The organism is Amycolatopsis tolypomycina (assembly GCF_900105945.1).
Classification (GTDB): Bacteria; Actinomycetota; Actinomycetes; order Mycobacteriales; family Pseudonocardiaceae; genus Amycolatopsis; species Amycolatopsis tolypomycina.
Genome location: NZ_FNSO01000003.1, coordinates 561282 through 579048, shown reverse-complemented (window position 1 = coordinate 579048; position 17767 = coordinate 561282). Strand labels below are relative to the sequence as shown.

Sequence of the window (17767 nt, the reverse complement as noted above, 5' to 3'; positions counted from 1 at the left end):
GCCTGCCCGGCCGGCTTCCCGGGCAGGTTATCGATCGTCGGCGGCGAGGCGTTTCCCGTGGACCGGTCACTCGGCCCGAATGGGGGTGGATCACGTCGCCGGCGACAGTCAAGCAGGGAAAATCATCTCCCAGAATAACCCGATCGGGTGTTGCCTCGGCGGGCCGAAGTGACGACTTGAAAAAACGCCGATCGTGGTACCGGCCCCACGCGTCGCACCGGTCATTTCCGGCTTAGTCTCCAGCGTGCTCTCCGCCAGCATCGCCATTGTCGTCATCGCCGGGCCCGGCCTCCTGATCGGTCTCGCCGCGGGTTTGCGCGGCTGGGTACTGGCCGGGATGGCGCCCTTGCTGAGTTACGCCGCCGGCGGGCTGACCGGCCCGTGGGCCGCCGCCGCCGGGCTGCCGTTCACCCCGCTCACCCTCGCGGGTGCGACTGTCGTGTTCGCCGCGATCGCCTTCGGTGTCCGGAAGTTCTCGGTGCGCCGCGCGTTGCCGACAGCGGAGCCGGGGTGGTGGGCGAGGCGCGGCACTATCGCCGTGCTGGCCTGCCTGCTCGCGGCGGCGGCGATCGGCGGCTGGGCGACGCTGCTCGGGCTGGGCCGCGTCGGCGCGCTGCCCCAGGGGTTCGACGCGGTCTACCACGGCAACGCCGTCCGCTACATCGCCGACACCGGCGACGGCAGCCTGTTCGGCACGGGCCACGTCAACTGGTACGGCGACGCGGCACCGGTGTTCTACCCCAACGCCTACCACCTGCTGGCGGCGGTGACGTACCGGCTGAGCGGGGCGTCGATCCCGGAGACGCTGGACGCGAACACCCTGCTGCTGCCGGGTCTCCTGGCGTTGTCACTGGTGACGCTGGTGCGGGAGTTCCGCGGCCGGGCCGTGCTGGCGGGCGCGGCGGCGCTGACGGCCGTGGCGGCGGTGACGGGGGTCTACGAGTCGATGGCGCGCGGGCCCCTGCTGCCGTTCGCGCTGGGCGTCGCGCTGACGCCCCTGGCCGCGGTGGCGCTGCGGCGGTACCTGGAGCGGGCCGCCCCGGACACCGGGCTGGTGCTGGTGCTGGCCGCGGTGGGACTGCTGTGCATCCACTCGTCGACGTTGTTCGGCGGGATCCTGTTCGCCGGGCCGCTGCTGGTCCAGCGCTGGCTCACCGGGTGGCGCCGGATCGGCCGCGACCTGCTCGCGTTGCTGCCGATCGCGGTGGTGTCACTGCTGGTGGCGTGGCTGCAGCTGTTCGGCGCCCTGGGGCTGGCTCTGCCGTACTACGGCTGGCCGAGCGAGTACCGTGCGTCGACGGCGTTGGGTGCGTTGCTGGGGTTCCAGCACTTCGAGCCGCACCCGCAGGTGTGGCTGTCGGTGGCGTTGTTCCTGGGGATCGTGTTCTTCGCGCGGGCGAGCGAGCTGCGCTGGATCGGCCTGACGGCGGGCGTGACGGGCCTGGCCTACGTGGCGGTGGCGTCGTCGAACACGCCGATCGTGATGGCGCTGTCGCGGCCGTGGTGGGACGACCCGTACCGGTTCTTTTCGATGGCGGCGGTCCCGCTGTCGCTCCTGGCGGCCCACGGCCTGGCCTCGGCGCAGGCCTGGCTGCGCGACCGGCTGCCGTCCCGGGTGCCACCGGCGGTACTGGCGGCGGTGCTGCTGGGCGCGTTCGTGCTGCTGTCGAACGGGCTGTACGTCCGGACCAACGGCGCCTGGGTCTACCAGGGTTATCAGGCGGCGGACCCATCGGCCTTGCGTGTCACCCCCGGCGAGCAGACGGCGATGGCAGAGCTCGGCGCACGGGCCGCGCCGGGCGAGTGGGCGATGAACGACCGGTTCGACGGAACCGCGTGGACCTACGCCCTGACGGGAATTCGAACGGTCGCCGCGCATTTCGACGAAACTTCACCACCGCGGGACGCGGTGTTGCTCGCGGATCGCTTTCGAAACTATTCGACGGACCCGGCGGTGCGAGCCGCGGTACGCCGGTTGAACATTCATTGGGTGATTCTCGGAAAGCCGTCGACCGAACCGGGCAAGCCCTATCAGCCGGGACTGGTGGGATTGGCGGGCGAGCCGTTCCTGCGGGAGGTCTACCGCAACCCCGACGCGGTCATCTACCGGCTGACGCCCTGACCCGCGGGTTGTCCACATGTGCGCAACGCCTGTGGACAACCGGGGGACAACTGCGGCCGGAGGGGGTCGGCTCGCGGGTCTGGAGGGTCGGGTCGCGTGCTCAGACGGACGACACGCGTGATTGGGGAGTCGACACGCGTGATTGGGGGGACGACACGGCGGGAGGGTCAGGCGGGGACCGAGGGGCGGGCCGAGCGGGCCGCGACCGCGGCGAAGCCGGCCGTCAGGAGGTCGGCGACCGTGAACATCACGCGGGAGGCGACCGCGAAGGCCGTGGCCTGGCCGACCGTGAGGCCGCTGGCCGTCAGGACCGCGACCTGGGCCACCTCGCGGACGCCCACCCCGCTGGGGAGGATGAACGCGAACGTGCCCACCGTCATCGCCACGGCCATCGCGCCCACGCACAGCACGAAACCGCTCCAGCCCGGCGTGCCCACCGAGTTGGCCAGCAGCCAGAGGTGGACGCCCTGCAGGCACCAGGCCGCCGTCGAGGCGCCGAAGACCTTGCCGACCACCGCCCAGCCCAGCGGGTGGGCCAGCGGCGGGCGGCGGAGGATCCGCAGCACCAGGGAGGTGCCCCAGGTGAGGATCTTCGGGTGCAGCATCGCCAGGCCGAGCGGGATGAGCACGAACAGCCACAGCGCGCGCGGGCTGTTGCTGAACACCGCCGGCGCCGCCAGCAGCGACACCACCAGCGCCGACACCACGCCCACGCCGAGCTGGATCAGCGAGCCCGTGAAAATCCTGGCGCGGGCCAGGCCCGCCTTGCGGCCCAGCTCCATCTGCAGCAGGTACGCCCAGACCGAGCCCGGCACGTACTTGCCGAGCGAGCCGACCAGGCAGATCTGCGCGCCGCGGGCGTAGCCGATCGGCTTGCCCAGGTCGTCGACCATCGCCTGCCAGCCCCAGGTCGACACCAGGATCGCCGCGACCAGGGCGACCAGGCTCAGCAGGGACGACTCCCAGGCGACATCGCGCAGGGTGTGCCAGAACTCGCCCCAGTTCGACGCGAGTTGCTTCGCCGCGAAGCCGATGACCAGCAGGATCGCGACCCATCGGACGACGTCGAGGATCTTCGCTCGCGTGGACTTCGGCTGCTTACCGGCAGCCGGCAGGTCCTCAACTGTCGTCATCGACGGCTCTCCTCAGGCCTGCACCGTGACCAGGCGGCTGAACTCGGAGAGCAGATCGTAGCCGTCCCACACCGCGGAGAAGGTCAGGGCGGACCCGAACGGCACGATCCGGTCGACGCCGCGGCCCGCGAGCTCGTGCGCGAAAGCCGTGAGCTCCTCGGCCGTGAAGCCGAACTGGCTGACCGTCTGGTCCTTCCGGAGCACGATCGGCACCAGATCGGACAACGAGGACACCTGGGCGTTCGCGAACGTGCCCGCGCCCAGCCACTCGCGCGGCAGCACCGCCGGGTCGGCGAGTTCGAGCGTGGCCAGGCCGTTGCCCTGGAACTCGATACCGCGCACCAGGCCGTCGACCGCGGCGCCGTACGCCGAGACGCGCTTCTGGACCGCCATCGCCGGCTCGGTGACGTGCTGCTTCGCCGCGAGCACCGAAGCCAGCAGCGTGCGGAACTCCTGACCCGCCGCAGACGCACCCGCCGAGTCGCCGACCCAGAACACCGCACGCGGGGACGAGCAGGCGGCCTGGTCGAACCAGTACGAGTCGTTGTAGAAGCCCTCGGCGGCCGCGCGCCGCTCGGCTTCCGACGCCCGCTGCCACCCCGCCACCGAGGCGACGGCGAAGGACGAGCGGTCCGGGAACGTCAGATCACGCGCATGCGGGGCCAGCGGGTACTTCCGCAGGGCCGCGACCGAGCCGTCGCCGCCCCAGATGACGCGCAGGTCGGCGGCCAGCGACAGGGCGCCGCTCACCTCGTCGCTGCGGTCGTACGTGACCATCCGCTGCGTCGCGCGCACCACGTCGGACACCGAGGAGTCCACTTCGGACAGAGCCGCGTTCAGCGCCTCCAGCACCGCCTCCGCGGCACCGGCCGACCGCGACGACACGCGCACGACGTTGTGGTTGCCCGCCAGCGCGGACAGCGCCCACGAGTAGACGAAGATCGTGTCGACGTTCGCCGGTGGCACGTGGAACACCAGCCCGCGCGGGAACCGCAGGGCGTTGCCCGAAGTGTCCAGTGTGGACAGCGCCTTGGCGATTTCGCCCTTGCGCAGGAAGAACCCGAGCGACGCCAGCTCCGGGAACCGGCGCGCGGTGGCCGGGGCCAGCAGCTTGCGGGCGAACTTCGTGACGAACTCGACGATCCGCGGGTCGCCGACCCGCAGGCGGCCGCCCGGCGGCGAAGCGCGCAGCTCGTCGGCCAGGTCGGTCACGGAGACCGGAGGAGCAGCAGGGAAACGCTGGGTCAGGGAAGTCACGCCGCCGCTCCCGAGAACGTGTCGGAGCACCCGCGGGCCTCCGCCTTCGGCAGCCGCCCGAGCACGGAGAAGTGCTTGCCCGGCCAGTCGCCGTCGTCGATGCCGTTGTAGACGCCCAGGTCTTCGGTCAGCAGCACGTGCCCCGGGTAGGACCGCGGCAGCGTCGAGACGACCTCGATCACGCCCGGCTCCCCCACCGGCTGCTCTTCCCACGTCTCCGGGTTCCGGATGACCACGTCGGCGAAGTCCGGGCAGTAGAGCGAGTTCCCGGACGGGCCCTCGAGGAACACCGTGCCGATCTGCTCGATCATCCCGTAGTAGTTGTGGATCCGGGTGAGGCCGGTGTCCTCTTTGAACCGCCGCCGGAACTCGGTGTTGTCGACCGCGCGGTCGATCAGCTTCTTCCAGCCGCCGCTGTGGATCAGGATGCCGTTCGACAGGTCCAGGTCGTTGTCCCGCGCGACCTCGTACAGGTACAGCCACACCATGAACGTGAAGCCGAAGATCAGGAACGGCTTGTCGCCGTACTCGGCCAGGAACTTCTTGACCGCCTCGACGTCCGGCTGGTCGTTTTCGTCGAGCACGTACGTGTGCTTGCGGCCGAAGTTCGCCATGCCCAGCACACCCGCGCCGCGCGCGGAGAACGACCGGCGGTTCTTGATGATGCCGATCGTGTCGACCATCAGCATCGGCAGCCGCTCGTTGCCGAGCACCTCCTGCAGCGTGGCGCCCAGCTGCTTGGTCTGCGCGCCCGCCGCCTCCTTGTCGAGGTAGATGCGGGACGCACCGGCGCCGGTGGTGCCCGACGACGTCAGCGTCTTGAAGACCTCGCTGTCCGGGACGGACTTGAGGTCGTGCGTCTTGAACATCCGCACCGGCAGCCACGGCAGGTCCGCGATCGAGCCGAAAGCCACGTCGGACGCGATTCCCAGCGACGACAAAATCCGGTCGTAGCCTTCGGAATGAGCCCGGTGGTGGGCCGTCAAGTCGACGAGCTCGGGCAGCAGCAAGGCTTCCCGGTCGGCCTGCGACCGCGTGAACACACTCATACCCGCCCCTCCAAGGTCCGGTAGTCGATCTTGCCGCTGGCCAGCAGCGGCACGGTGTCGATCGGGCGGACGTCGAACCCGCTGGCGTGCAGGTGCAACCGCTCGGACAGCGCCCGTGACGCGTCCTTGCAGATGCCGGAGTCCGCCCCTTCGGCGAACAGCACGACCTTGTCCCCGGCGGCCACCGCGGCCACCACGTCGATCCCGACCGCCGCCGTGCGCACGGCCTGCTCGAGATCGTCGAGGCTGACGCGGTTGCCGAAGACCTTGCCGATGCGCTTGAGCCGGCCGGTGATGAACAGGTAGCCCTCTTCGTCGAGGTACCCGAGGTCACCGGTGGCCAGCACGCCACCGTGTTCGTCGCCCTTGGCCAGTCCGGACTCGTCGTCCGCATAGCCCATCATCACGTTGGGCCCACGGTAGACGACCTCACCGACAATTTTCGGGTGCGTGGTCTCCGAGCCGTCGTCGCGACGGACCGAGAACCGGCCGCCCGGCAGCGCCGGCCCGGCGGAACCGAGCTTTTCGGCCAACTTCTCGGCGGGCACCGTCGTCATCCGCGGTGCCGCCTCGGTCTGGCCGTACATGACGTACATCCGGCCGCCGACGGCGAGCATCTTGTCGTTGAACTCGGCGACCAGTTCGTCGCGCAGCTTCCCGCCGGCCTGCGTCAGCGTGCGCAGCGTCGGGTACTTCGCGGGGTCGAACTTGAGCCGCCGCAGCATTTCGTAGTGGTACGGGACACCCGAGAGCGACGTGACGCCGTAGGTGTTCACCGCGTCCCAGAAGCCGCGGCCGAGCACGCCGGACGGCTCGATCACGATGGTCGCGTCCCGCACCAGGTGCGAGTTCAGCACCGAAAGGCCGTAGCTGTAGTGCAGCGGCAGGCAGGTCGGCGCGACTTCGTCGGCGTCGATGTGCAGCACCTGCGCGATGGCGTCGGCGTTCGAGAGGATCGCCTGCCGCGAGAGCCGGACAAGCTTGGGGTTGCCGGTCGACCCGCTGGTCGGCAGCAGGACGGCCAGGTCCGGGTGCGGGATGACGCCGTCGGCCGACGAGCGGACCCAGTCGGCACCCTCCACGGTGTACCCGTCAGGCGCGTCGCCGGACGCCGAAAGCACCGCGGCCGGGCGGAAGCGCGAGATCAGCCCGGCCAGCACGTCGGCGTCCAGCGCCGGATCGATCAGCGCGATCGCCCGCCCGGACTCGAACGCGCCCAGGTAGGTCAGCACGCTCGGCAGGTCGACCGACATCCGCGCGAACACCACGCCGGTGGGCAGCGCCGCCAGCTCTTCCATCCGGCGGCCGACCTCGGCCGACAGTTCCGCGCCCGCCAGCGTGCGGCCCCCGGCCACGTCCACCAGCCGAGCTCCCGCACCCAGCAACGTCACAGCACCAAGCCTCCGTCGATCCCCAGCACCTGGCCGGTGATGAACGACGCTTCGTCGCTCACCAGGAACCGGATCGCGTTCGCCACTTCTTCGGGCCGGCCCAGACGTCCCAGCGGCGTCTTGCCGGCGTTCTCGGCCTTCGCGTCTTCGCTCAGGCCCGAGGTGAGATCCGTCTCGATGACGCCCGGCGCGACCGCGTTGACGCGGATGCCGGACCGGCCGAGCTCCTTCGCCGCCGACCGCGCGATGTTCGACACCGCCGCCTTCGACGCCGCGTACACCGTCTGACCGGCGCTTCCGTACTCGCCGACGATCGAGGCGAGCACGACGATCGAGCCGGACTTCTTCCGCATCATCGCCCGGGCCGCGGCCTGGACGGTGTGCAGCGTGCCGGCGACATTCGTGCTCAGCGTCGTGTCGACGAGCTCTTCCTTGATCATCCCGAGGAGCGCGTCCTCCATGATCCCGGCGTTCGCGACGACGATGTCGAGCTTCCCGTGCTCCTTCGCGACGCCCCTGACCAGCGAAGACACTGCCTTCGCGTCGGTGACGTCGAGGGCGAGCCCGGAGGCACCCACGGACGCGGCCGCCTCCTTGGCGCGAGCTTCGTCACGGCCGGTCAGCACCACCGTCGCGCCCGCCTCGACGAGCGCGCGGGCGGTGGCCAGGCCGATCCCCCGCGTCCCGCCCGTGACAAGCGCGACGCGACCGGACAAATCAGTCATTCTTCGACTGGAGCTCGGTGACCATGTCGACGGCGACCTTGAAGCTCGACATGTCGATGACCTGGTCGGTGTCGAACTCGACGTCGAACTCGTCCTCGATGGCCGCGACCAGCGCCATGTGGCCGACCGAGTCCCACGCCTCGATGTCGCGGTACTTCAGGTTCTCGACGTCCACACCGCCGTCGAGGTCCAGCGCCTCGACGAAGACCTCGCGCAGCTTGGGGGCGACTTCCGACATGGTGATAGCTCCTAGTGCTCGTCGCGCGGGCGAGCGTCCCACGCCTTTACCAAGGTAGAGAGGTCGCCGGGCAGCGTGACGTCCGGGAGACCTTCCTTGCCCTTCAGCCACGGCCCGAGGGCCTCGATCGTCTCCTCGTCGAGACCGCGGCGGGACAGGCCCACCACGTTGACGCCGGTGACGCGGGCCGGGTTGCCGACGGCGATGGTGAACGCGCCGATCTCGCGCCGCACCGCCGAGCCCATCCCGATCATCGCGCCGGGGCCGATCACGACCTTCTGGTGCAGGATCGCGCCCATGCCGAGGTTCGCGCCGTCCCAGATGTGGCAGTGGCCACCCGTCACGGCGTTGGAGGCGATGGTGACGCCGTCGCCGACCAGGCAGTCGTGCGCGATGTGGGAGTTGCGGAGGAAGTAGCTGTCGCTGCCGACGGTCGTTGTCCGCCAGGTCCCTTGGTGGACACTCACGTACTCGCGGATCCGGTTGCGGCTGCCGATGACGACCCCGTGGCCGTCGTGATCCGGGTCACCGGTCGGCGCGTCTGCCCAGGCGGCGGGATGGGGACGGCTACGGTCCTCGCCGGGCGTGCCGATCGTCACGTGCGGGCCGATCCAGTTGCCGTCGCCGATCCGGGCAGGCCCCGCGATCACCGTGAACGGCCCGATCACGTTGTCCTCGCCGAGCTCGACGCCTTCGCCGATGACGGCGGTCGGGTGGATGCGGTTGGCCACGGGCGGGTATCCGTTCGTCGGCGGCTGGGTACTGGGCGCGCGGCCGCGCCCGGTAACGTGTGGCCCGCGTTGCTGCAGGGCGGCCGGGCGCAGAACCGGCGGCTCACTGTACCGGACGCGCCGAAATCGCCTGCCGAGAGAGACTGCCCATGATCCCCATCACTGTGGTCGACGTCCGCGACGCGGAGGACCTCGTCGTCGAGGTGCTGCGCTCCGGCGCCATCGCACAGGGACCGATGGTCAAGCGCTTCGAAGACGCCTTCGCGGCCGTCTCCGGGACGAAGCACGCGATCGCGGTCAACAACGGGACCACCGCGCTGGTCGCCGCGCTCCAGGTGCTGGACCTGAAGCCGGGTGACGAGGTCATCACCTCGCCGTTCACCTTCGTGGCGACGCTGAACGCGATCCTCGAGGCCGGCGCGACCGTCCGCTTCGCCGACATCCGGCGCGACGACTTCGCGATCGACCCGGACGCCGTCGCGGCCGCGGTCACCGACCGCACCAAGGTGCTCATGCCGGTGCACCTCTACGGCCAGACGGCCGACATGGGCAAGCTCGCGCCGCTGGCCGCCGAGCGCGGCCTGCAGGTGATCGAGGACTCGGCGCAGGCCGTCGGCGCGTCGTTCGAGGGCAAGCCGGCCGGTTCGTTCGGCATCGGCTGCTTCTCGCTGTACGCGACGAAGAACATCACCACCGCCGAGGGCGGCGTCATCACCACGGACGACGACGCGCTGGCCGACAAGCTGCGCGTGCTGCGCAACCAGGGCATGCGCGCCCGCTACCAGTACGAGGTCGCCGGGCACAACTACCGGATGACCGACCTGCACGCGGCCGTCGGCATCCCGCAGCTGGCGAAGCTCGACCAGCTGACCGCGGCCCGCCAGGCGAACGCGAAGCGCCTCTCGGAGGGCCTCGCCGGCACGCCGGGCCTCGACGTCCCGCAGGTGCTGCCGGGCCGCGAGCACGTGTGGCACCAGTACACCGTGCTGGTCGGCCCGCACGCGTTCCTCTCGCGCGACGAGCTGGCCGCGGCGCTCACCGAGCGCGGCATCGGCAACGGCATCTACTACCCCAAGATCGTCTTCGACTACGACTGCTACGCGGGTCACGACCTGATCCCGGGCGCGCGCGTCGAGGACTTCCCGGTCGCGAAATCGGTCGCCGAGCAGGCGCTGTCGCTGCCGGTGCACCCGCACCTGACCGAGTCCGACCTGGACACCATCATCGAAACCGTTCGCGAGGTACTGGGCGCATGACGCATCGGATCGCTCTTGTCGGTACCGGGAACATGGGTTCCCTCCACGCCCGCGTGCTCGCCGGCAACGAGCGCGTCGACCTGGTCCGCGTGATCGATCCGCGTGAGGAAGCGGGCAAGGCCGTCGCCGACCGGTACGAAACCCGGTGGACGCCGGAGATCGGCGAACTGTCCGATGTGGACGCCGTGGTGCTGGCCTCGGCCACCGAGGTGCACTACGACCTGGCGCAGGAGATCTTCCGCCAGGGCAAGCCGATGCTGGTCGAGAAGCCGGTCTGCAACAGCTTCGAGAAGTCGCAGGAAATCGTTTCGCTGTCGGCGAAGAACGACATCCCGCTGATGTGCGGGCTGCTCGAGCGCTACAACCCGGCTGTGATGACCGCGCGGGCGCTGGTCAACGAGCCGGTGCACCTGATGGCCCGCCGCCACGGCCCGTACGCGCCCCGCATCAAGACCGGCGTGGCGTGGGACCTGCTGGTGCACGACGTCGACCTGGCGATCCAGTTCTTCGGCGGCGCGACGCCGTCGCGCGTGACGTCCGGCGCGGGCTACTTCCACCCGCAGTCGGTCGAGGGCGCCGAGGACACCATCGAGACGGTGCTGTCGTTCCCGACCGGCCTGGCCACGGTGTCGGCGTCCCGGCTCGGGCAGAAGAAGGTCCGTTCGCTGGTGGTGTCCGAGCTCGACCGGCTGATCGAGATCGACCTGCTGCGCCGCGACGTCACGATCTACCGCCACGTCTCGCACGACTCCGTCACCCCGGACGGCCTCGGCTACCGGCAGCAGACGGTCATCGAGATCCCGGAGCTGGTGACCGCGCGCGAGCCGCTGGCCACCCAGCTCGACCGGTTCTGCGACCTCCTCGAGGGCAAGATCGACGCCGACACCGAGCGCGACCTGATCCTGCCTTCGCACCACGTCGTCGAGCAGGTGCTGACGCAGGCCGCGGCCTAGCTCACCGGCGCCGGGAACGTGGCCGGGCTCCGGCGTCCGCCCGGGCCCACCGCGCGGACGCCGAAGAAGACGTTGTCCTTGGACAGGTCGATCTTCGCCGTCAGCGCCGGGCCGACGTCGATGGCGTGCGTCCAGTCCGGGGCCGTCGTCTCGCGCCAGACGACCTCGTGGCTCGTGGCTCCGGGCGTGGCCGTCCAGAGCAGCTCCGAGTCGTTCGTCAGCGCCGCCGTGCGGATCTTGACGCCCTTCGGCGTGCCCGGTGCCGTGGCCAGCGACCACAGCGCGGCGCCGTTCACCCGGGCGACCCGCGCGACGAACGGGAAGTCGCAGAACTCCGGCAGGTCGCCGTACTGGACGCCGTTTTCGACGCGGACGTCCTGGTGCTGGTGCGCGAAGTCCTCGTTCGGTTCGGTGAACCGCGCCGCCGGGTAGCCCTGTTCGAGGAAGCCGATGTGGTCGCCGCCGCGCAGGTAGCGGTCGCGGCGGTAGACCACCCGGACCGTCATGCCGGTCGCGTCGTTCTCCGCCACGGACTTCACGAACCGGGCCAGCTGACGCGGCGGCGAGTCGTTCTCGCCGCCGATACTGCGGCGCAGGCTCGCCTCCGCCGGGGTTTCCGCAGTCGGGACGCCCTCGGCGAAGAGGCGGATCGTGAAGGGATCGCGCGTGCCGTCGTCGGCGCGGCTGGAGCCCACGATGTCGTCGGTGAACATCGCCTGGACGTCGGTGCCGGCCGCCTTGAACTGCTGCGCCATGTACCGCGAGCCGTACAGGCCCTGCTCTTCGCCCGCGACGGCGGCGAAGACGATCGTCGCGGCCGGCTGCCGCGTCGAGAGCACCCGGGCCAGCTCCAGGGCGACGGCGACGCCCGACGCGTCGTCGTCGGCGCCCGGCGCGTCACCGGTGAAGTCCATGACGTCGCTGCGGCGCGAGTCATAGTGCCCCGAAACGACGTACACGCGGCCGGGATCGGTTGAGCCGCGCAGGGTCGCGACGACGTTGGTGATCTTCGTCGGCACCGGGATCCGGTCGGCGGGCGGCTGGACGTACGACTGCAACTCGACGCTCAGCCGTCCGCCGGAAGCCGCCGCGATCTGCTGGAACTGCGCGAAGAGCCAGTCACGCGCGGCGCCGATGCCCCGCGTCGGATCGTCTTGGGCGGACAGCGTGTGCCGGGTGCCGAACGCGGCCAGCCGCCGCACGGTCGCTTCGATCCTCCGTTCGTCGACCTGGCGGAGCAGGACCCGCAGCTCCGCGTCCGGACGCTGGGGCCGGACCGGGACGCCGGGCCCGCGGTCACCGAGTTCGGCGGCTCCGGCCGGTGTACCGGCGGCCACCACGCCGAGCGCGGCCGTGGCGGTGAGGAACGCTCGTCGAGAGGTCACGATTCACGTCTTACGCCCGCATCGCGTGGCCGGGTACCGCCTACTTGGTGAGCCGCTTGCCGTTGGCGTCGTAGGCGATCAGGGGCGTCAGGACGGCGGAGTCCGGGACGGTGTCGGGGTGGAACCAGAAGATGACCACGTTCGGATCCTCGGTCCACCTGGCCAGGTTCGCCTCGACCGTCTGGCCGTGCACCGTGGTCGTGATCCTCGCCGCCGGGCCCGCGAAGTAGCCGAAGACCGGGATGACCTGGTTGCCGATCACGTCGCCGCCGTCGGTGGCGTGGAAGCCGAACGACCGGTCGGAGCCGCGGGTCTCGTTCGTCGCCAGCACGGACTGCAGCGACGTCCCGGACCGGTAGCCGGCCACCAGGCCGAAGCGGGTGCCCGGCAGTTCCGGCAGGTCGACGGCCCGCGCGTAGATGACGATCTCGCCGGCCGGGGTCCGGATCCCGGTGCCGACGACGTTGCCGATCGGCCGCTCGGCGGCCGGCGCCGGAGACGTCGCCGAGACCGACAGCGACGGCGACGGCGGCTGCGCGACCGGCGCGGGCGCGGGCTGCCGGAGCTGGGTCGCGAACACCACGACGAGCACGACGGCGGCCGCGGCGGCGACCCCGGCGGTGCCGGTCAGCACGCGGCGGCGACGCCGGATGCGCCGGCCGCCCGCCATGATCTTGGCCAGGTCGGGTTCGGCGAAGGGCTCTTCGGGCGGCTGCCGGAGCGCGGCGCGGAAGTCGTCGAGGTCGTTCACCGCCCGCTCCTCCCGATCAGCGTGTCCTCCGGGTCCGCCTCGAGGCGCAGCTTGGCCAGCGCCCGCGAGTTCGTGCTCTTCACGGTACCCAGTGAAACGCCGAGCTCACGGGCCACGTCGGCTTCCGGCAGGTCGAAGAAGTGGCGCAGCACGACGACGGCGCGTTCGCGGTCGGTCAGCGTCTTGAGCACCGCGGTGAGCCAGGCCCGCTGGGTGACGGCCTTGCCGACGTCGGCGCGGTCCTGCTGCTCGGGCAGGGTTTCGGTGGCGTACTCGCGGATGGGCCGCCGCCAGCCGTCGATGACGTGGTTGACCAGGACCGTGCGGGCGTAGCCGTAGGCGTCCTTGTGCCGGACCCGCGACCAGGCGGCGTAGGTGCGGGTGAAGGCGGTCTGGGCGGCGTCCTCGGCCTGGTGGCGGTCGCCGGTGAGCAGGAACGCGGCGTGGGTGAGCCGGCCCGAAGACGCGCGGACGAACTCCGCGAACTCCTCGTCGCCACGCGCCATGCGTCACCTCGTTTCGTCGTTCCCAGCGACGGCCGAAAGCCCGGAAGGTTGCTTCTCAACCTTTTCGAGGTTACGCGCGTATTGGGCGGTGGATGATCTTGCTCCCGGCCCGCGCCGGGAGCCGACCGAGGGAGAGAGCCCATGAGCAAGCGCATTCTGGCGGCGGCGGCGACGGCGGCCGCGGCGATGCTGTTGACCGCCGTCCCGGCCACGGCCGACGCGGCCCCGGTGTCCGCCGTCGCCACGTCCCCCGTGCTGGGCGACGTCATCCCGTCGGGCTTCGGCGACGTGGTGTTCTACGGCGTCCCGGTGCGGATCCCGCAGCTGCCGGAGACGACGTTCGGCATCATGGCCGGCGCTCGCGACGCGGCGGGCGGCCTGACGAACCTGGTGGCGACGAACGAGACGGCGGGCTCGGACAAGGCGCCCGGTTTCCACGCGGTGGCGAGCGGCATGGAGGTCGACGGCCACGACGTCCCGACGTTCGGCTACTACTACGGCCCGGCGGCGAAGATCACCGGCCGCATCTGGGGCACAACCGGGGTGGCGCACCAGGCCCGCTGGAGCGAGGACCCGAACGTGGTGGTGTTCTGGTTCGACCCGGGCGTGGCCGACCCGGAGAACCTCCAGGCCTTCGACGCGGCGGGCGCGGAGCTGCCGGCGGGCAACACCGGCGTCGGCCATGGCTGAAACGTTGCGTAACCGATATCTCGCGCTCGGTCACTGAGTACTAGAGTCCTGCGTGCGGTTCCGTGCGCAGGACTTCACCGCCGGGAGGACCGGGCGGTTTCACGACGGCGGCGCCGGCGTTCGGCGCCGGTGCCGCCGTCATCCACGTCAGGGCCGCTGGGCGCGGCGGGTGGTGAGGGCGTTCAGGTCGATGGTGAGCGGGCTGCCGGCGAACTCGACTTCGGCGACCCCGGAGAACTCGCCGAAATTCTCGTACTCCCCGTCGATCAGCCGGTAGGTGATCATGCTGACCGGGGAGTCGAGGTCGACGATCCAGTAGTGCTCGATCCCGGCTTCGGCATACTCGGAGAACTTGGTGACCTGGTCGGTGCGCCGGGTGCCCTCGGACAGCACCTCGATCACCAGCCGGACGTCACCGGCATCGATCCGTGGTGGATTGGCATCCACCACGGAACCGGGGGCGACGAGCACGTCGGGCACGCGAACCGTGAGCGGCGTCGCGGAAACGACCATCTCGACCTCGGGAAGCGCGGAGTAGCCGTCCGCTGCCAGCTCGTCGATCAGGAAGGCCAACCGTGCGACAACACGCTGGTGCAACGGCATCGGACGCGGCGCCACGAGGAGAACCCCTTCGACCACTTCGACCTGGTACTCCGGTGTCTCCGGCAGGTTGATCCAGTCGTCGAGGGACAGAAGATCGTGAGGCCACTCCATGACGCTCATCCGCCTTCTCCCCACCATCGGTTACTGGACGTCATCTTCTCACGCCAGCTTGCCGGATCGCTACTCCGCTGAGTAGTCGCCCGATGGGGCTCCCCAGCCCGAAGTGTTCTGCCCTTGTGACTCCGCGATCTCCCGCCGCCGCGCGTTCTCCGCGCGTACCCGGTCCACTTCGGACTGGATGTACTCCTCGTCGTACCGCTGGAACACCCGGGCCGGATTGCCCGCCACCAGCGTCCGCGGCGGCACGTCCTTCGCCACCACCGAGTTCGGCTGCACCGTCGCGAAGTCGCCGATCGTCACGCCGGCCATGATCACCACCAGGCCGCCGATGAAGCAGCCCTTGCCGATCTTCACCGGCTTGCGCTCGATCAGGTCGCTGCCCGAATGGTTCTGCAGCGTCATGTTCGCCAGCCAGCTCGAATGCGTGAAGATCAGCGTGTTCAGCCCGATGCTGGTGTGCTCGCCGATCTCCAGGCCGCCGCTGGCGTCCAGGGCCGCGCCCTCGCCGATCCAGCAGTGGTCGCCCATCTTCAGGTTCTCCGGGCTGATGATCTTCACGCGCTCGCGGACCCGGCACGTCGACGGCAGCCCGTAGAAGGCCGCGCGCTCGGCGTCGTTCATGTACTGCGAGACCAGCTCGGTCAGGATCTGCGGGCGCAGCCGGTGGCTGCGCTCGTCATCGAAGAACATCGGCTTCCGACACCAGCTTCTCGAAGGTCCTGAGGTGCTCTTCCGCGACGACGTCGAGGCCGAAGTTCGACCGCACCAGCTCGCTCTCGCGCTGGGCGATCAACGCCCGCCGCGACGGGTCGTCGAGGAGCTCGATCACCGTGCGGGCCACCGCTTCCGCGTCGTCCGGGCGGACCAGCAGCACGTTCTCGCCGTTGCGCAGCTCGATGCCCGGGTAGTTGTCCTCGGTCACCGACGCGATCGTCGCCGTGCCCGACAGCATCGCCTCGAGGGACGCCGTGCCGCAGCCGCCGTTGAGGTCGTGCGTCACGATGTCCGCCGCCGCGAAGTACGCCGGGACGTCCTCCTTCGGCACCGCGCCCGTCACGACCAGCGCGTCCGACACCCCCAGCTCGGCGGCCCGCTTCAGGAACGCGTCGTGGTACACCCGGCCGACGACGACCACCCGGACGCCGGGGTGCTTGTCCAAAATGGACGGCAGGGCTTCGATCAGCGGCAGGCGGTTGCGCAGCGGGATGACGTGGCCGAGCGACACGATCAGCGGGGCGTCGCCGATCCCGTGCTCCGCGCGGACGTCCTTCGTCACCGGCTTCGCGAAGTGCCCGGTGTCCACCGCGATCGGGAAGTACTCCGAGTTCGCGTCGCTCGTGCCGTAGCGGTCGACGCAGTAGTCGACGCCCAGCTTGTCGAGGATGACGTACCGCGGCTTCAGGTACGCCAGGATCGGCCGGACCAGCACGGCGTCGAGCAGCCGGAACACGCCGCCGTACAGCTTGTTGTCGCTGATCAGCAGCGTGTGGATCGTCAGCAGCGTGGGGACGCCGTGGCGGCGCGCCCAGATCCCGGCCAGCCACGACAGGTCGAAGAACTGGCCGTGCAGGTGGATCGCGTCCGGCTTGAACTCGTTCAGCAGCTTCCACAGCCGCCGCCAGTTGCCCGGCCGCAGCGACGCGAAGCTCATGTCGAAGTCGATCGACAGGCCGATCTGCGGCATCTTCACCGCCGGGAGCCGCACGACGCGGTAGCCGTCGCGCTCCTCCTCCGCCGGGGCCTCGCCGTACGCGGCCGTGATGGCGAGCACGTCGTGGCCGGCCGCCACGAACTGCGCTGCCAGCGACGCCGCCATGTGCGCGCTGCCGCCCACCCGCGGCGGGAAGAAGTTGTTCACCACCGCGATGCGCATCGCACGTCCTCGGGCGGGCCCGGCGGTGGTACTCACTCGGTTTCCTTGACCAAGTCCCGCATGCCGTCTTCGACGGTGATCCGCGGCTCCCAGCCGAGCACTTCGCGGGCCCGGGAGATGTCTGCGGCGCGCCTGGAGACCAGCACGTCACGCTCGTTGAACAGCGGCTCGACGTCGACGCCGACGGCCTCGATGAGGATCTTGGCCAGCGCCGCGATCGAGGTGTCGATGCCGGTGCCGATGTTGATCGGCACGTTCGCCTGCTCCGACTCCAGCGCCGCGACGACGGCGTGCGCGAGGTCGGTGACGTGCACGAAGTCCATCGACTGGTCGCCGCGGCCGTCGATGATCGGCGGCTGGCCGTTGCGCAGGCGCTGGATGAAGTGGTTGATCACCGAGGTGTAGTAGGCCTCGATCTTCTGGCCCGGGCCGTACACGTTGAAGAACCGCAGGGCGTTCCACGAGAGGCCCTTCTGCCGCTCGTAGAAGCCGAGCAGGTCCTCGCCGGCGCGCTTGGAGATGCAGTACGGCGTGAGCGGGCGCAGCTCGTCGTCCTCGTGCATCGGCAGCCGCTTCGGGTCGCCGTACACCGACGCCGTCGAGGCGAACACCAGCCGCTCGACGCCCTCGTCCGCGGCCGCCGCGAAGACGTTGTGGTTGCCGATCATGTTGATGTCGATCGACTCGTGCGGGTCGGCGATCGACTTGTTGATCGACACCGTCGCGAAGTGGATGACGTGCGTGCAGCCGCGCATGGCCTCGCGCACCGCACCGCCGTACCGGACGTCCTTCTCGACCAGCTCGACCTTGCCGGTGGCGACGAACTCGTTGACGCGGGCGCGGTCGCCGCGGGTCATGTTGTCGAAGATCCGGACCGTGTAGCCGCCCTCGATGAGGAGCGGGATGACGTGCGCGGCGATGAAGCCACCGCCCCCGGTGAAGAGCACCTTCTTGTCGGACACCAATTTCTCCTCGGTCGGCGGC

General features: G+C 70.3%; 18 protein-coding genes. 4 read left to right on the top strand and 14 right to left on the bottom strand.

Translation table 11 applies throughout. The features are described 5' to 3' along the window. The first annotated feature begins 244 nt into the window (after positions 1–244). Entirely contained in the window at positions 245–2122 is a 1878-nt protein-coding gene (locus BLW76_RS48325; protein WP_167384510.1) for a DUF2339 domain-containing protein, read from the top strand. Between the two features lie 167 nt (positions 2123–2289). On the opposite strand, the gene BLW76_RS08290 is transcribed toward BLW76_RS48325, so the two are convergent. Genes BLW76_RS08290 through BLW76_RS08260 form a run of 7 tightly spaced genes read right to left on the bottom strand, consistent with a single transcriptional unit; the run spans position 2290 to position 8646 of the window. After that, positions 2290–3255 (bottom strand): lysylphosphatidylglycerol synthase transmembrane domain-containing protein, encoded by a 966-nt coding sequence (locus BLW76_RS08290; RefSeq protein WP_091305242.1) that lies wholly within the window; start codon positions 3253–3255, stop codon positions 2290–2292. Positions 3256–3267: 12 nt separating this feature from the next. Next, on the bottom strand, positions 3268–4512 hold the full coding sequence (locus BLW76_RS08285; RefSeq protein ID WP_091305241.1) for an acyl-CoA reductase: 1245 nt from the start codon (positions 4510–4512) through the stop codon (positions 3268–3270). Further along, on the bottom strand, positions 4509–5561 hold the full coding sequence (locus BLW76_RS08280; protein WP_091305240.1) for a LuxE/PaaK family acyltransferase: 1053 nt from the start codon (positions 5559–5561) through the stop codon (positions 4509–4511). Before BLW76_RS08280 ends, BLW76_RS08285 begins: the two co-directional genes overlap by 4 nt. Then, complete coding sequence (locus BLW76_RS08275) at positions 5558–6952, bottom strand: AMP-binding protein (protein WP_091305239.1); 1395 nt, start codon at positions 6950–6952, stop codon at positions 5558–5560. Before BLW76_RS08275 ends, BLW76_RS08280 begins: the two co-directional genes overlap by 4 nt. Then, positions 6949–7677, bottom strand: coding sequence for an SDR family NAD(P)-dependent oxidoreductase (locus tag BLW76_RS08270; protein WP_091305238.1), 729 nt, complete (start codon positions 7675–7677; stop codon positions 6949–6951). The genes BLW76_RS08275 and BLW76_RS08270 overlap by 4 nt, the downstream gene beginning before the upstream one ends. After that, positions 7670–7915 carry an acyl carrier protein gene (locus BLW76_RS08265; protein ID WP_003096467.1) on the bottom strand — a complete coding sequence of 82 codons (246 nt, stop codon included), beginning with the start codon at positions 7913–7915 and terminating at the stop codon, positions 7670–7672. The genes BLW76_RS08270 and BLW76_RS08265 overlap by 8 nt, the downstream gene beginning before the upstream one ends. Before the next feature lie 11 nt (positions 7916–7926). Further along, entirely contained in the window at positions 7927–8646 is a 720-nt protein-coding gene (locus tag BLW76_RS08260) for an acyl-ACP--UDP-N-acetylglucosamine O-acyltransferase family protein (protein WP_091305237.1), read from the bottom strand. 149 nt (positions 8647–8795) lie between these two features. Here BLW76_RS08260 and BLW76_RS08255 point away from each other — a divergent pair, with 149 nt between their 5' ends. Together BLW76_RS08255 and BLW76_RS08250 are read left to right on the top strand one after the other, a co-directional pair. Beyond that, positions 8796–9902, top strand: a complete 1107-nt coding sequence (locus tag BLW76_RS08255; RefSeq protein ID WP_091305236.1) for a DegT/DnrJ/EryC1/StrS family aminotransferase — start codon at positions 8796–8798, stop codon at positions 9900–9902. Continuing rightward, positions 9899–10855, top strand: a complete 957-nt coding sequence (locus BLW76_RS08250; RefSeq protein WP_091305235.1) for a Gfo/Idh/MocA family protein — start codon at positions 9899–9901, stop codon at positions 10853–10855. Before BLW76_RS08255 ends, BLW76_RS08250 begins: the two co-directional genes overlap by 4 nt. Here the strand turns inward: BLW76_RS08250 and BLW76_RS08245 are convergent. Genes BLW76_RS08245 through BLW76_RS08235 form a run of 3 tightly spaced genes read right to left on the bottom strand, consistent with a single transcriptional unit; the run spans position 10852 to position 13497 of the window. Beyond that, on the bottom strand, positions 10852–12240 hold the full coding sequence (locus BLW76_RS08245; protein WP_091305234.1) for a M20/M25/M40 family metallo-hydrolase: 1389 nt from the start codon (positions 12238–12240) through the stop codon (positions 10852–10854). The genes BLW76_RS08250 and BLW76_RS08245 overlap by 4 nt on opposite strands. Positions 12241–12280: 40 nt before the next feature. After that, complete coding sequence (locus BLW76_RS08240) at positions 12281–12991, bottom strand: hypothetical protein (protein ID WP_091305233.1); 711 nt, start codon at positions 12989–12991, stop codon at positions 12281–12283. Then, the gene (locus BLW76_RS08235; RefSeq protein ID WP_091305232.1) at positions 12988–13497 is read right to left on the bottom strand and encodes a SigE family RNA polymerase sigma factor; all 510 of its coding nucleotides are present in this window, start codon (positions 13495–13497) and stop codon (positions 12988–12990) included. Before BLW76_RS08235 ends, BLW76_RS08240 begins: the two co-directional genes overlap by 4 nt. A 141-nt stretch (positions 13498–13638) precedes the next feature. Here BLW76_RS08235 and BLW76_RS08230 point away from each other — a divergent pair, with 141 nt between their 5' ends. Next, positions 13639–14187: a hypothetical protein gene (locus BLW76_RS08230; RefSeq protein ID WP_091305231.1), complete on the top strand. Its 549-nt coding sequence runs from the start codon at positions 13639–13641 to the stop codon at positions 14185–14187. Between the two features lie 147 nt (positions 14188–14334). On the opposite strand, the gene BLW76_RS08225 is transcribed toward BLW76_RS08230, so the two are convergent. From BLW76_RS08225 to BLW76_RS08210, 4 genes are read right to left on the bottom strand one after another with little or no spacing between them, the layout of a single operon-like run. Then, positions 14335–14910, bottom strand: coding sequence for a Uma2 family endonuclease (locus tag BLW76_RS08225; RefSeq protein ID WP_167384509.1), 576 nt, complete (start codon positions 14908–14910; stop codon positions 14335–14337). A 60-nt stretch (positions 14911–14970) separates the two neighbouring features. Further along, positions 14971–15600 (bottom strand): acyltransferase, encoded by a 630-nt coding sequence (locus BLW76_RS08220; protein WP_091305230.1) that lies wholly within the window; start codon positions 15598–15600, stop codon positions 14971–14973. Further along, positions 15587–16783, bottom strand: a complete 1197-nt coding sequence (locus tag BLW76_RS08215) for a glycosyltransferase family 4 protein (protein WP_091305229.1) — start codon at positions 16781–16783, stop codon at positions 15587–15589. The genes BLW76_RS08220 and BLW76_RS08215 overlap by 14 nt, the downstream gene beginning before the upstream one ends. Before the next feature lie 32 nt (positions 16784–16815). Then, complete coding sequence (locus tag BLW76_RS08210; protein WP_091305228.1) at positions 16816–17745, bottom strand: NAD-dependent epimerase/dehydratase family protein; 930 nt, start codon at positions 17743–17745, stop codon at positions 16816–16818. Positions 17746–17767: the final 22 nt, after the last annotated feature.